Here is a 14,509-nt window from a genome sequence, read left to right on the forward strand (position 1 = left end):
GGCACGGGGTAGCTTTTTCATTATTTTGCGGCATCTAATAGCCGAAATTAGCATCGGGCATATTGTATGCAGAGTGCATTGAAACCATGATATCACCAGATGAGCAGAAGGTATTGAGCAGCTTTGCCCAGAGGATTCCTCAGGATGATCCTGGAGCGCATAACAATCTTGCGATTGTCTATTACAACAAAGGGCTGTACACCGAGGCGATTGCGGAGCTCGAAAAAGCTCTCAAACTCAATCCCAACTTTGTTCTGGCGCGCAATAATCTGGAGATAATACTCAGAAAAACGGGCAAACTCGAGGAAAAAGTTGAACACTTGACCCAGGGTATCGAGAGTGATCCTCACGATGAGAACAAGATCCTTGAGCTCGCAGATACTTATGCCAAATTACAGAAATACTCACACGCTATCGTCTACTACAAGAAGGTCCTCGATGCAAATCCAGATTCATATCATGCCCATTTTGGTTTCAGTAACACGCTGAAATACCTTGGAAAATATGATGATGCCCTTGAAGAGATGAAACAAGCACTGAAAATAAGGGAAGCGCACGAAGGCTACCGGGCGATCGGTGAAATATATTTACGAAAAGGCGTGATCGATATGGCGATAAAGAACCTTGAAGAGGCGTTGAAATTTGACGAGAACTCGGCGGAGACTCATTTTCTTATGGGTTTAGCACTCAGTGAGAAGGGACGCACACAAGACAGCATCAAAGCCGTGAAGAAGGCGATATCACTGAATCCATCACTGGCCACGGAAGATACCGGTTTGCCGGTCGACATCGAATCCCACCGCGATCAGTGGGAATCCCTGAAGGAACAACTCGGTATTCCCAAGGTTACGGGAGATTCATATAAAATTCACTTTAATATGGGGATGTCCTATCGAAACAAAGGATTATTTGATGAGGCAGAGCGGGAGTTCAACGAATGTCTGAAATTGAAGGAAGGCGCCGCTGAAGTGTATTACGCTGTTGCCGAGGCAAATATCTATCTGAGTAGATTTGACGAGGCGATCCGCAATTTGCAGCAGGCAATAAAACGCGATTTCGATGCCGTCAGGTGCGCAAACGCGCTTGGTGTCGCACATATCATGCAGGGACAGATAGGTAGTGCCCTGGAGTGGTTTGAAAAGGTGCTGGTTCAGGATGAAGATGAACCAATGGCATTGAATAACGTGGCAGTGGCACAGTATGTCCTTGGCGACGTGGATAAGGCATTGAGTAACTATGCGAGATCAATGGCTGCAGGGAATAGCGATGCCCGATTCAATTTGGCTATGCATTACTTGAAAAATGACGACTACGACAGGACGCTCGAGCTGCTGGATTATAAAGGTATAGACGTTGATTTCTTATACGGCCTTGTGTACATGGAAAAAGGCGAAGACGAAAAAGCCATGGATGCTTTCAATCGAGTTTTGGAGGTCGCTCCTCATCACGCCGGTGCCTACTATAATATGGGTTTCATAGCGACACGACTTGGCAGGTACGAAGAGGGCCTGGTGCATATCAGAAAAGGCATGGAGATAGAACCAAATTACGACAATGAGAAGTATCATCTTTCACTTGACCCCGCAATTTCCGAGTTCGGTCCTTATTACGTATCGCGATCCCATCCTGTGGCTGCGGAAGTGATTGATGATGTATTGGCTCCGCAGGCTACTACTCCCGATGAGTTGCTTGCTGAGGCAGAAGAATCTCTGGGTAAGAATGATGCGGTTCATGCCCTGGAGAATGCTGGCAGAGCTCTTGCAATCGATCCGCAATATTACAAGGCAGCTTTGTTGAAGGCGGATATTCTTTTCAATCGTGGTGATGTTAACGATGCAATTGAGCTTCTCGAAAACCAGCACAAGATCCAACCGGGTGTCGTCGACCTGCTCGCTGCTCTGTCACTTATGTTGAAGAAAGAGGGTAGGGTTGAAGAGGCAAGAGTGAAGTATCAGGAGTTGGTGGAAATTCAACCGGATAACATGACCTGGTCGAATGAACTTGCCGATCTTGCATACGGTTTAGGCAAGGAGGATGAGGCTCTGGAATCATACCTCAGGGTTTATGAGAAGGACAGGGAAAACATTGGAGTAAACCTCAGGCTTCTAAGAATCTACATTAACAAAAAAGACTATGATAATGCGCATCAGCATATCGATTTTCTTTCTGATGCGACTCCTGAAAATTACGAATACAATATACTTGCCGGGATCTACTGGGCGGAGAAGCAGGAGTATGATAGGGCGAGAGGGCATTTTGACAAAGCGATCGAGGTCGATGCTTCGAAACCGCTACCCTATTACCATCGCGGATTACTGAACATCCACAGAGGTGCTTTTGATGATGCTTGTGAGAGTTGGAAGAAGGCGCTCTTATTGAGCCCACCTCAGGATTTAGCCGATAAGATAAAGCATTGTCTAACACTAACAATAGAACTTTCTGAAATTTTGGAGAAAGAAATATGAAATTGAGGAGATGAGATGGCTGATGAATTGAGGGTTGATTCGGGAGCTTTGATTTTCGCCACGCTTGCTGATGTATACATTTCATCAGGTATGATCGACGAGGCGATCTCAATATTGAAGGATGGCCTCCTGCGTAACCCGAATTACCAACTGGCGAAAGTAATACTCGGTCGTGCATATTACCTGAAGGGCGAATTTGATAAAGCCGTCGAAACCCTTGAGATGATATATGAAGACATCAAGGATGATGAGAGCGCAAATCTCTACCTTGGGCATAGTTACTTCAAAATGGGCGATAATGTTAAGGCAAAGAAATTCTACGAAGCAGCGTTGAAGATCAATGATGGGAACACCGAGGCTCTGCAGGCCTTGGAGAAATTGATCCCCGATTTCACGCCCAAGGCCGAAGTTCAACCGGCCGTGCCAGCCGAGTCAGGAGAACCAGAGGCTATTGAGGTCGAAGAGGTTATTCATGAAGTTATTTTGCCCTCGGAACCGGAAGCGGCCACGCAGGATGAAGTGTCAATTTCGGAACCGATCGGGGCAGAGCGTGAAGTAGAATTGCCGACTGAGCCTCCGGAAGTTGTTCCAGAAAAAGAGACTGGCGAAGAACTCACCATTGAATCTTTCGTTCAAGAACTTCCCGAGAAAAAAACCAGGACCGAAAGCGTTCCGCTAGAAGCACTTGATAAACCGGTTGAGAGACTACTGGCTCTCGATAATGTAAAGAGCGTCTTCATTGCAACCAAGGATGGTTTGCTGATCAAGAACTACACCAGAGATGACAGCGATGTAGAGGTAATATGTGCTTCAATAGCAGGGATTTGTCTCGATGTTGACGAAGCTTTTCGAATGTTAAAACGGGGTGGTCTGACTCGGTGCATCATAGAAAAACCAGATGAAACAATATGCGTCATGGCGGTAGGAGATTCTTTGTTGATCGTCATCACAAAAGTTGAGGCAAAACCAGGCTTGGTTTTTGTCTATGCCCGTAAGATCATCGAAGAGATTGAGGAGATATTAGGATGAAACTAGAAGAGTTCACGAAAATACCCAAGGTGCTCGGTGTTGGATTGGTCGGTGAGGATGGTTTTATCATTGAGGGGCAGTCGACGTATGAGTATGATACAGAGAGACTCGGTGCCATTGCTGCACGGGTAGTCAACCGAATAAAGAACAATCTCAGCGTGGAAGAGGCATCTGCCGTGATCTATACCAAGGACAATGTTCTTTTTCTGAAAGAGATCGGGGAGGGTATTGTATTTGTCATATGTCACAAAGATGCTAATGTTGGCCTGGTGAAAATCAGGTTGAACAAAATGACTTGAACGGGGAGTTTTCTGCGGTCATCATAAGAATTTGCCTATGCAGGTTTTAGTACGCACTAATATCTTTGCTACAGTTCTCATTTTCATTATCCTTAGTGTGATCGATTGTGCTGCAAAAAGCAACAAGAAGGAAGTCTCCTGGGACGTACTCGCAAGAAAGGATATGGTCTACAACCAGATCAAGGGTCGTGGTATCAAGGATGATCGACTGGTCAATGCCATGCTCGAAGTTGAGCGCCACAAATTTGTGCCAGAGAGTCTTGAGAAATTAGCTTACGGAGATTATCCTTTGCCGATCGGCGAAGATCAGACAATATCACAGCCTTACGTTGTTGCGTTGATGACGGATGAACTGCAATTGAAGGCAACCGATCGGGTTCTTGAAATCGGTACCGGGTCAGGATATCAGGCGGCTATTCTGTCACTGATGGTCAAAGATGTGTTTACAATAGAGATCATCGCTTCTCTCGCGGATTCGGCGGCACGCCGGTTGGCCTCGTTAGGATATAGGAATGTTCATGTAAGACACGGTGATGGTTTTCTTGGCTGGCCTGAAGAGGCACCTTTTGATGCGATCATCATCACCTGCGCACCGTCTGAACTGCCCGAACCTTTGGTTCTGCAACTCGCTGAAGGCGGCAGATTGATCCTGCCGCTGGGTGATGATTTTCAGATGTTGACTCTTTACAGGAAAATGGCTGGTGCTCTTGAAAAGAGGGAAATCATACCGGTACGGTTTGTTCCAATGAAGGGTTTGATCGAAGAACAGTAATTCCTGAGTGCCAGCTCCGAACATTACCGGCTGGCGGGTCTGATTCCAGCAGCGCAAAGAGGATAAAGACTACATTTCATCGATAAAATTCGTGGAGATATCGCCAGACAGATATTTTGGGTGATTCATTATTTTGCGGTGAAACGGAATTGTCGTCTTGATGCCTTCGATGACGATTTCTTCAAGTGCCCGTTTCATCCTCGCAATTGCTTCTTCCCTTGAATTACCGTGACAAATGAGCTTACCGATAAGACTATCGTAATGGCTCGGGATTACATGTCCGGCATATATATGGGTGTCGAACCGGATTCCAATGCCCTGTGGCATATGGAAAAAAGTTATCTTGCCCGGGACGGGCACAAAGTTACGTTCCGGGTCTTCAGCATTGATACGACATTCGATCGCGTGGCCGCGTAATTCGACATCCTGCTGATTGAAAGCGATTTCTTCTCCATTCGCGATCTTGATTTGCTCTTTGACGATATCTATGCCGGTTACCATTTCGGTAACTGGATGCTCAACCTGTATTCTAGTATTCATTTCCATGAAGTAGTAGTTTTTTTCCTGGTCCATAAGGAATTCGATCGTTCCTGCAGATCGGTACCCGATACTCTGAGCCGCATGCAGAGTTGAAGATTGAAGTCTCTCCCGCAGTTGTACATCGACCACCGGAGACGGAGATTCTTCAACCAGTTTCTGATGGCGCCGTTGAATCGAACACTCGCGCTCCCCGAGCGCAACCACTTTGCCGCGGTTGTCACCAAGAATCTGTACCTCTATGTGCCTTGGTTTTTGTATGAATTTTTCCAGATAGACTCGGCTGTCGCCAAACGCAGCTTTGGCTTCCGCCTGGGCGATACGAAAGCCTGCATCGAGTTCTTCCTCATCACGGGCAATCCGCATACCCTTTCCTCCACCTCCTGCTGCGGCCTTCAATATCACCGGAAAACCAAGACCCTTGCATAATTTGCGTGCATCCTTCACACTTTCTATGCTACCGTGGCTGCCGGGAATGCCAGGGAGCCCGGCTTTTTCCATTGTTTCTTTGGCTTTGATCTTGTCTCCCATGGCTCTGATGTGATCGGCCTTAGGACCGATAAAGGTAATACCACAGGATTCACATATTTCTGCGAACTCAGGATTTTCGGCAAGAAAACCATAACCTGGGTGTATGGCTTTTGCTCCGGTAATCTCGGCAGCGCTGATGATTCTAGTGATGTTCAAGTAGCTGTCTCTGCTTGGCGGAGGCCCAATACATACTGCCTCGTCGGCCAGGCGGGCGTGCAGCGATTCGCTGTCTATCTCAGAATATACGGCAACCGTCTTGAGATCAAGCTCGTGTGCTGCCCGTATGATGCGCAGCGCTATTTCGCCCCGATTAGCAACGACAATTTTTTCGAATCTCATCTATTTGTACTCAGGAGTTGCCGATGATAAATGCTTATTTGCTTTTGTCTTTTTTCTCGAACTGTCCCCAGCCCCGTTCTGCAGTCTGTTCGATGCCGACGAGCCGAAGTTTGAATTCATCAGGATTTGTGACGGCTTGTATGGCATCGTCGTACGAGATCAAGCCATCTTTATACAATTTGAATATTGCCTGGTCAAAAGTCTGCATACCGTACTGGCCGACTCCATCTTCGATTACTGACTGGATGAGTAGGGTCTTGACCGGATCCATCAGATAATCTTTCACCGTGGGTGTCGCGACGAGGACTTCGACGGCAGGAATACGGCCTTTGCCGTCGGCCCGTGGCAGCAGCCTGAGGGAAATCACGCCGATAAGGGTTGCCGCAAGTAAGACCCTTACGTGCTGGTGCTGATGGGGTGGATAGAAAGAAATGATACGGTTGATTGTCTCTGTCGCGTTCAGAGTGTGAAGCGTGGAAAGGACGAGATGCCCTGTGTCGGCAGCTTTTAAAGCAACATCCATTGTCTCCCGGTCACGTATTTCACCGATCAGTATCACATCTGGATCCTGGCGCATGATGTGCTTCAGGGCTACCGAGAACGATACGGTATCCATTAAAACTTCACGCTGGCAGACTATCGAGAGATTATCCCGGAAAAGGTATTCGATAGGGTCTTCGATCGTGATGATATGTCTTGCGACATTTTCATTGACATGTTCGATCATCGCCGCCAGAGTTGTTGACTTACCGCTTCCGGTTGTACCCGTGCAGAGTATCATACCTCGCGGCTTGAGTGATAGGTCTTTCAAGATCGAAGGCAGATTCAATTCCTCGATCCTCCTGACCGACATAGGAATTGCACGCATCGCTATGGCAATACTTCCTCTTTGCAGGAAGACATTCACCCTGAATCGACCGACGCCACGGACGCCGATTGCGAAATCCATCTCCTTCATCCGTTCGAACATCTGTTGTTGTGTTGGCGTCATGATCTGGTATGCCATTGCCTTCAAGCTTTCGGGAGTGAGGGATTCACCCTTTTCCTCCGCAAGTTTGCCGTCAACTCTGAACACCGGAGGCGAGCCGGCTTTCAGATGAATATCTGAAGCGTTCACCTTGACCATCTTTTCAAGCAGCGTTTTTAGTTCCATGATAATCTCCCTCGGTATACTATAACGGTTCGATCAGCATTATTTCCTGATTATATTCAACCGGGTCCTCATTCTTTACAAGTATTTGCACCACCTTACCGGCCAGATCTGATTCGATCTCATTCATTAGTTTCATTGCCTCGACGATGCAGACAATCTGCCCTGGTTTTATGATATCACCTACCTCGACATATGGCGGCGCGTCGGGTGCCGGGGAACGGTAGAACGTACCAACGATCGGCGACCGGATAGACGCGAATTCTTTTCCTGCGGGCTCCGCTTTTTGCTCCAATTCTGTTTTTTGGTCACGGACCAGTGGTTGTGCTGATTTCACTGTGGCACTTTCCTCACCGGTTTTTTTTATCTTCGTCTTTCTGCCCCAGAAATCAACTATTTCAATCTCGGAGACGATACTGTTTTCGAGAATTCTCACCAGTTTTTCGATTTCCTTTAGTCTCATTTAAGCAATCCTGAAAGCCATTCCTGGAATGACTTGAAGTCTTCTTCCTTAGGTTTCTTTGGTTCTTCGATTTTCTCTTCGCGTTCTTCGGCTTTTTCCGGCGGCACGGTTTCCTGTGTTGGTTTCTCATCTTTCTTTTCCAAAACCGGCTCCGTGGATGCCGTAGTCTGGGATTCCATAGTTTCGTCGGGCTTTGCTGGCTCTTCGGCCGCCGTTGGCGGTTCGATTTCTTCTTCGAATATTGCGGGTTCTTTTTCCGGTGTCGTGTTCTTTTCTAGCATGATTTCGCCAAAAGACATTTCAACCGCCTTGTCAGTGTCATCCTGTCTTTCTTCAGCTGCGGGAGGTCCTGCGGTATCCTGCACGGGCTCTCTGGCTACGCTTTTCGAATCTTCAGTCGATACGACAGGTTCTGGCTCGGGCATCTCCTGGGCGGGCAATGTTGACTCTTCGCTGGGAGGTAGTTCCGTAGTATCCTTGGCTGCCACTTTCTCAGCAGCTTGTTCTAGCTCCTCCACCAAGAAGTCCTCCAGACTCTGGATTCCTTCTTCTGTGCCCGAGACTGAATCTTGTTGCTTCTGTTCCTCGGACGGCAGTGCTTTTTCTGGCTCAGCGACACTTTCATCCGTCAGATCCGTGGCTTTGAAGACTGGCTCAACCTGCATTTCTTCAATTTTTTCTTCTTCGATTTTTATTTTTTTCTCGCTGATCGTTTTCTTTAGTTCGGCGACCTTCTGCTTCAGCATTAGATCGCTCGGATCGGTATAGAGGAGATTCTCATATATCTTCAGGGATTCGTCGAGATCCCCCTGCTTTTCGTACTCCTCGGCCATGGCGACTGTGTAGAGCGGTTCCTTACGCTGCAAAGCCTCGAGCATGGTAAGCTTTTCTTTCGCGTTCGTATCGAGGGGGTCAATACCGATGATGTTCTTATATGCGTTAATTTGGCCCTTTTCGTCTTTCAGTATCTCGCATGTTTTTGCCAGCATGCGCAGAGCAACGATATTATTCGGGTCGAAGGCAATTGTTTTCTCAAATGCATCTCTAGCCTGGATGTAAGCCCGTTTGTCAAAATAACACTTACCCTGCACAAGGTGGGCGACCGGATATTGCGGGTGATATTCAAGCCCTTTGTTCAATACATCCAGAGCTTCATCGATCATGTTATTCTTCCGATAGCAGTCCGCCAGCTGTACGAAAATCCTGGATCTTGGATCCTTGTTGTATTTTTCGTTCAGCTTTGCTATTTCAGAAAAATCCAGTTCATTCATCTCTTTCCTTAGTATAACTTATCTTATACATAATAAATAATTTGTCAAGAACGAATTAGATTAAAGGAGTTCATTATTACCTCCATTTTGGTGAGGTAATCTGTTTTGCGTTCCCCTGGATTGAAAACTATACCATCAATCACATAGAGAGTGTCTTTGTCGGCGAGAAAGTATGTTAGAAAGGGTCCGCCCGCGACCAGGGAATCATTCTGCCAGACACCCCTGAGTCGTATACCCTTGAATCCAGCGAATTCTATCGGTTCGGACACTGTGAGCTCTTTTAGTATGTAGTCGCCGTTATAGTATTTATTTGCGAGCGAATCACGTTTTGCCAGTGCAAATGAGCCATCCAGGATTTGGGGTCTTGTTTCTTTATAGACAAATAGACTTCGGTCTGGGAAATGTGTATGGACGAAGATAAAATTCTCATCCTGGTGGGTCGAATCGATGAGCCATGAATCACTTATGTCGATCGAAATACCGTATTTCTTTAGCCTGTCTTTCATCTTTTCACTCACGCCGGCGATATAGTGATTTGTCTTGACGCGCAGGTAATAGTTCTCCTCCAGAGTCTGTGCGATCAATTGTCCGTACTTTGCATAAGCTTCTTCAAAATATTCGATATCGCGAACGGCAAGGATTACCGTTAGCTGGCCCCTTGCCCAGATGTCGGGTTTCTTAAAGAGTATGAAGGTATCTTTCTCGGTCTGGAGACGGGCTTCTTCGTTGAGCATTATCTGTATGAATTCATCTTCAAGCGTGCCGCAGAGCAAGATGGAATGATGATACTTATAGGCGTCCAGCATAGTGTCACTTACAAAAATGAAATCAAATACACCTTCCTTCTGGGGTACGTAGTTATACAATTGAACGTTTTCGGTAACTAGTTCTTTTTGAATCTTTGGCGATATGACGATCACTTCATTGCTCTTGCCGATGCTCCGTTTCAATCGTACGCACATCAGGCTCATTAGAATTATTACAATAACAAGAAAACACCTCTGTTTCATAATTACCTCCTCTAGCCGATGCGGAGAAGCTCGGCTTTCTTTGCCAGATCCTCTAATTGTGTCCTGGCTACCTGGTTTTCAGCAAGTGCCAGCTCAGGGTCTTGTCTTATCAGCTCGAAGGCATCGTCGCGGGATTTGAATAGGAGATCTCGGTCATCCTCCAGATCGCCGATATTGATATCGGGGAGGCCGTGCTGCCTTTTACCGAGGACTTCTCCGGGGCCGCGCAGTTTAATGTCCTTCTGAGCAAGGGCAAATCCGTCGTTATTATTTGCGAAGAACTCAACGCGTTCGTAAGTATCCGTCTGTAAATACCGGCTCAGTATGAGGAAACAGTAGGATTGCTGTGCGCCTCTACCAATGCGCCCTCTGAGTTGGTGCAGTTGGGCAAGTCCGAAGCGCTCCGGGTGCTCGATTATCATGATCGTAGCATTGGGAATATCTACGCCAACCTCGACGACGGTCGTTGCCACGAGTATCGCAATCCTGCCGAGCCTGTAATCGTTCATGATCTGCATTCTGTCCGGCGTATTCAGACGGCCGTGGATGATGCCCACCGAGAAATCAGGGAATGCCGCTCTTATCTCCTCGGTTGCTTCCTGCACCGACCTCAGTTCAGTTGCAGTAGATTTCTCGATTATCGGACAAATAACAAAAGCCTGGTAGCCCTGTGCCAGGATTTTTCTTATGAAGGCAAATGTTGAACGTTTTTCCTTGGACTTCACAATCCTGGTGATTACTTCACCTCTTTTTGGCGGTTTGTCTTTTATGATCGATATATCGAGGTCGCCGTATAGCGTCAGTGCAAGAGTTCTCGGGATGGGCGTGGCAGAGAGGATAAGAAAATCGGGATTAGCACCTTTGCTTACGAGCGCGGCGCGTTGCATAACGCCGAATCTGTGCTGTTCATCGACAACCACCAGTCCCAATTTTTTGAATGCGATCTCTTCTTCGATCAGTGCGTGCGTTCCCAACACCAATTCTGCCTTGCCGCTGGCGATGTCATTAAGGATGAGGTCACGGTCCTTCCCTTTTATGCTTCCGGTCAAGAGATATGGTTTTATACCGATGCACGCGAGTAGCTCCTGCAGAACAAGATAGTGTTGTTCTGCCAATATCTCGGTCGGTGCCATGAGCACTGCCTGATATTTGTTCTCGATGGCTACGAGTATCGCATATAGTGAAACAACTGTTTTTCCTGATCCCACATCTCCCTGCAGTAATCGATTCATTGGTTTGCCACGTCGCATGTCGGCAACGATTTCCTGCAGAACCTTAGCCTGCCCCGGTGTCATCGTAAACGGCAGACCTTGCATGAACTTCTTGGTTAATATACCTTTTTCCTCAAACGAAATACCCGTCCGGTCATGCGATTTTGCCTTCCGCTGCGCGAGTGTCAATTCAAAGAAGAAGAATTCGTCGTATACGAGCCGCTTGCGTGCTGCCTTTGCTTCTTCTAAGTCATCTGGAAAATGCAGGCATCTCATCGCGCGGTGAAGTTGCAGCAGCTCATTTCTCTCGATCAAAAATAGGGGCAAAGTCTCCTTGACTTCGTTGAGGCATTCATCCAGCGCTACCCTTGCTGCCCTGCGGATATCCCAGATGCTCAATCCTTCAGTCAGGGGATAGATGGGGATTATTGCTCCTTTTTTCTGCTGTTCGTTTTCTTCCTCACCGATGATTTCATATAGAGGGTTGATGAGTTGATGGGAACGGTAGAAAGTGATCTTGCCTGATACCAGTATCGAATCGCCGACCTTGAATCTTTTTCTCAAATCTGGACGGTTGAACCATTTTATGACGATGGAACCGGTCGAGTCACGAAGCAGAACCGTCATCAAATTCATCCGTCTTCTGGTCCGGCGGGCTTCGATCGCCTGGATCTTGCCGATGAAAGTAGCATCATCATTGATCTTTGCATCACGGATATTCATGACGGTGGAATAGTCGACATATCTGCGGGGTACCAGCCGCATTAGATCTTGAACCGTTTCGACGCCGATCTTGGTAAAATAGAGGGCGCGCTTGGGTCCAATGCCCTTTATGTATTGGACAGGACTGTCGAGATGGAGGTATGTTTTCTTAGCCACTATTATTTAGAGAGCGATTCTACTTCTTTCATGAAGGTGTCGAATTTCAGAGCCTTGAGTAACGCCTCCTCTTTTGTTACTACTCTTCTTTTTACGAAATTTGCCAGGCAGGTATCGAATGCGATCATGCCTTGTTGTTGTGATATTTGAAGTGTCGATGCTATTTGATGCGTTTTGGCTTCGCGTATTAGATTTCTGACCGACGGTGTGGCGATCAGTATTTCATAGGCAGCGACCCTGCCATTATTGTCGGAACGTTTCAGGAGATTCTGTGATACTACACACAGCAGGTTCAGTGATAACTGCATTCTTATCTGTGATTGTTGGTGAGGTGGGAAAACATCAATCATGCGGTCGATCGTCGAAACCGAATCTGAGGTGTGCAGCGTTGTTACAACGATATGGCCGGTTTCCGCGGCAGTAATGGCGAGTGCGATTGTTTCAAGGTCCCTCATCTCACCGACGAGTATGACGTCAGGGTCCTGTCGCAATACGAACTTCAGCGCATTAGCGAACGAGTGCGTGTCGCGTCCAACCTCGCGCTGGGTGACCAACGCTTTCTTATTCTTATGGATGAATTCGATGGGGTCTTCAACGGTTACGATGTGGCACGGATCATTATTATTCCGGTAGTCAATCAGCGCGGCTTGAGTGGTTGACTTTCCGCATCCGGAAGGGCCGGTAACTATGATCAGTCCCCGTGGACGCAGTACGAGGTTGTTGAGGACCGACGGAAAACCCAATTCCTCGAGTGTTGGTATGCGAGATGGTATCGCTCGAAGGACCATGCCGGCTGCACCCTGTTGCCGAAAGACATTGATCCTGAATCGTGCACCACCGGGTTGTTCATACGAGATATCAATTTCCTTGTGTTCCTGAAATTCCTTCTGCTGTGCTTCAGTGAGGATTTCGGAGATACTGTGTTCGATCTCTGAAGCGGTCATGGCCGCGTGTTTTAGATTGAGGAGGTCCCCGTTGGCGCGTATGATCGGAGGCGTGTCGACCTTTAGGATCAGATCAGAAGCATCCTGCTGCGTTTGTACGTTCATCAATTCATGTATTGAGGCCATCTTCAGATTCCCGTGTTGAATTCTTCGGGTCGAGTTGAGTGCGCGAGAGCTTCTTCACGGTCGATTAGTCCATCGCGGTAAAGATTCTTGAGGAATTGATCCATGGTAATCATTCCCATACGAGCACCGGTTTGAATTGCGGTGAATATTTGATGCGTCTTTGATTCCCTGATCGCACTTCTGATCGCGGGTGTGCAAACCATGACCTCGAATGCCGGTATCCTGCCGGCATTATCTCTCCGGCGGAGCAGGGTTTCGGTAACTACCGCCTGCAGAGTCATGGAAAGCTGAAGGCGTATCTGTTGCTGGTGCGTGGGTGGAAAAACGTCGATGATTCGGTCTACGGTCTGGACGGCATCAATTGTGTGAAGTGTTGAGAACACCAGGTGCCCGGTTTCCGCTGCCGTGATCGTCTCGGCAGCGGTTTCGAGGTCACGCATCTCACCGACAAGGATGATGTCCGGATTCTGTCTGATTATTCTGCGCAGGGCTTCACTGTAGGAGTTGGTGTCAATGCCAACTTCACGTTGTTCTATTACTGAGTTCTTGTCTCGATGCTGGAATTCAATGGGGTCTTCGACAGTGATGATATGTTTCCGGAAATTTTGGTTGATATATTCGATGATCGCGGCCAGTGTCGTCGATTTCCCGCTTCCGGTGGGACCGGTTACCAGCACAAGTCCCCGCGGTAGCTGTGCAATCCTTTTGAAGACATTCGGCAAGTTGAGTTCATCGATTGTCTTGATCTTAATGGGTATTGTCCGCATGACGGCGGCGATATGTTTCATTTGCTTGAAGCAGTTGACTCGGAAGCGCGCGACACCTGGTATCTCATATGCCATGTCATATTCGAGTTGTTCCGCGAATATCTTCTGCTGCACCGGGTTCATTATGCCCATGATAAGCATCTCCAGATCTTTGTCAGCGAGATTAGGGTAGTCTGTCTTCACTAGGGCACCGTTGATACGATAAAGGGGTGGCTCTCCATGCCGCAGGTGTAGATCAGAGCCCTCTTGAAGGACCAGCTGTTCCAGGAGTGTGTTGATATCGAGCTTGCCGGTCATGGATTCGTTGACCTTGATGTAGCTTCCGTGATATTTGTAGTCAGATTCATGCTCCTATTGTAGATCATATTGATATATTTCCACAATAATAGTCGATTTACCATATTCTGTCAAGAAAAATCTCTGTAATTCTTACGAGAGTATCGACATTAAGCAAGTAGCATGAATCCATTCACCGGAGGTCTTAATTGAAAACTTAGTAGGCCATCTTGGTTTTTGAGATTGAGAGACATATACCGATCGCCATGAAACACGCGAGAAGGGCAGAACCGCCCGAGCTTATGAATGGTAACGGTACTCCGGTAACCGGTAGCAGACCCATGGTCACGCCGATATTGATGAATGTCTGGTAGGCGATCCAGATCATGACCCCGCTAACAAATATGTTCGAGAATCGGTTGCGCGTTTCTTTTGCCAGG

At 47.4% G+C, this 14,509-nt stretch carries 13 protein-coding genes; 4 read left to right on the top strand and 9 right to left on the bottom strand.

Going from position 1 to position 14,509, the window contains the following annotated elements:
- Nucleotides 1–86: 86 nt before the first annotated feature.
- Genes OEV79_07480 through OEV79_07495 form a run of 4 tightly spaced genes read left to right on the top strand, consistent with a single transcriptional unit; the run spans nucleotide 87 to nucleotide 4,565 of the window.
- Nucleotides 87–2,465, top strand: coding sequence for a tetratricopeptide repeat protein (locus OEV79_07480; GenBank protein ID MDH4211274.1), 2,379 nt, complete (start codon nucleotides 87–89; stop codon nucleotides 2,463–2,465).
- 15 nt (nucleotides 2,466–2,480) lie between these two features.
- On the top strand, nucleotides 2,481–3,494 hold the full coding sequence (locus tag OEV79_07485) for a tetratricopeptide repeat protein (GenBank protein MDH4211275.1): 1,014 nt from the start codon (nucleotides 2,481–2,483) through the stop codon (nucleotides 3,492–3,494).
- A complete protein-coding gene (locus tag OEV79_07490) occupies nucleotides 3,491–3,793 on the top strand; it encodes a roadblock/LC7 domain-containing protein (GenBank protein ID MDH4211276.1) in 303 nt (100 codons plus the stop codon). The genes OEV79_07485 and OEV79_07490 overlap by 4 nt, the downstream gene beginning before the upstream one ends.
- 37 nt (nucleotides 3,794–3,830) lie before the next feature.
- Nucleotides 3,831–4,565 (top strand): protein-L-isoaspartate(D-aspartate) O-methyltransferase, encoded by a 735-nt coding sequence (locus OEV79_07495; GenBank protein MDH4211277.1) that lies wholly within the window; start codon nucleotides 3,831–3,833, stop codon nucleotides 4,563–4,565.
- Nucleotides 4,566–4,634: 69 nt separating this feature from the next.
- Here OEV79_07495 and accC read toward each other — a convergent pair whose 3' ends face one another.
- The 9 genes from accC to OEV79_07540 form a co-directional block, all read right to left on the bottom strand.
- Nucleotides 4,635–5,972 (bottom strand): acetyl-CoA carboxylase biotin carboxylase subunit, encoded by a 1,338-nt coding sequence (accC, locus tag OEV79_07500; protein ID MDH4211278.1) that lies wholly within the window; start codon nucleotides 5,970–5,972, stop codon nucleotides 4,635–4,637.
- Between the two features lie 34 nt (nucleotides 5,973–6,006).
- On the bottom strand, nucleotides 6,007–7,125 hold the full coding sequence (locus OEV79_07505) for a PilT/PilU family type 4a pilus ATPase (GenBank protein MDH4211279.1): 1,119 nt from the start codon (nucleotides 7,123–7,125) through the stop codon (nucleotides 6,007–6,009).
- 19 nt (nucleotides 7,126–7,144) lie between these two features.
- Nucleotides 7,145–7,585 carry an acetyl-CoA carboxylase biotin carboxyl carrier protein gene (gene accB / locus OEV79_07510; GenBank protein ID MDH4211280.1) on the bottom strand — a complete coding sequence of 147 codons (441 nt, stop codon included), beginning with the start codon at nucleotides 7,583–7,585 and terminating at the stop codon, nucleotides 7,145–7,147.
- Entirely contained in the window at nucleotides 7,582–8,856 is a 1,275-nt protein-coding gene (locus tag OEV79_07515) for a hypothetical protein (GenBank protein MDH4211281.1), read from the bottom strand. The genes accB and OEV79_07515 overlap by 4 nt, the downstream gene beginning before the upstream one ends.
- 44 nt (nucleotides 8,857–8,900) lie before the next feature.
- Nucleotides 8,901–9,866 carry a DUF4837 family protein gene (locus OEV79_07520; protein MDH4211282.1) on the bottom strand — a complete coding sequence of 322 codons (966 nt, stop codon included), beginning with the start codon at nucleotides 9,864–9,866 and terminating at the stop codon, nucleotides 8,901–8,903.
- Between the two features lie 11 nt (nucleotides 9,867–9,877).
- Entirely contained in the window at nucleotides 9,878–11,956 is a 2,079-nt protein-coding gene (recG, locus tag OEV79_07525) for an ATP-dependent DNA helicase RecG (GenBank protein ID MDH4211283.1), read from the bottom strand.
- A 2-nt stretch (nucleotides 11,957–11,958) separates the two neighbouring features.
- The gene (locus OEV79_07530) at nucleotides 11,959–13,026 is read right to left on the bottom strand and encodes a type IV pilus twitching motility protein PilT (GenBank protein ID MDH4211284.1); all 1,068 of its coding nucleotides are present in this window, start codon (nucleotides 13,024–13,026) and stop codon (nucleotides 11,959–11,961) included.
- Between the two features lie 2 nt (nucleotides 13,027–13,028).
- Nucleotides 13,029–14,090 carry a type IV pilus twitching motility protein PilT gene (locus tag OEV79_07535; GenBank protein MDH4211285.1) on the bottom strand — a complete coding sequence of 354 codons (1,062 nt, stop codon included), beginning with the start codon at nucleotides 14,088–14,090 and terminating at the stop codon, nucleotides 13,029–13,031.
- A gap of 196 nt (nucleotides 14,091–14,286) precedes the next feature.
- Nucleotides 14,287–14,509, bottom strand: a 223-nt coding sequence (locus tag OEV79_07540) for an FtsW/RodA/SpoVE family cell cycle protein (GenBank protein ID MDH4211286.1), incomplete at its 5' end; no start/stop codon positions are given.

The organism is candidate division WOR-3 bacterium (assembly GCA_029858255.1).
Lineage (GTDB): Bacteria > Hydrothermota > Tepidihabitantia > SM23-42 > SM23-42 > SM23-42.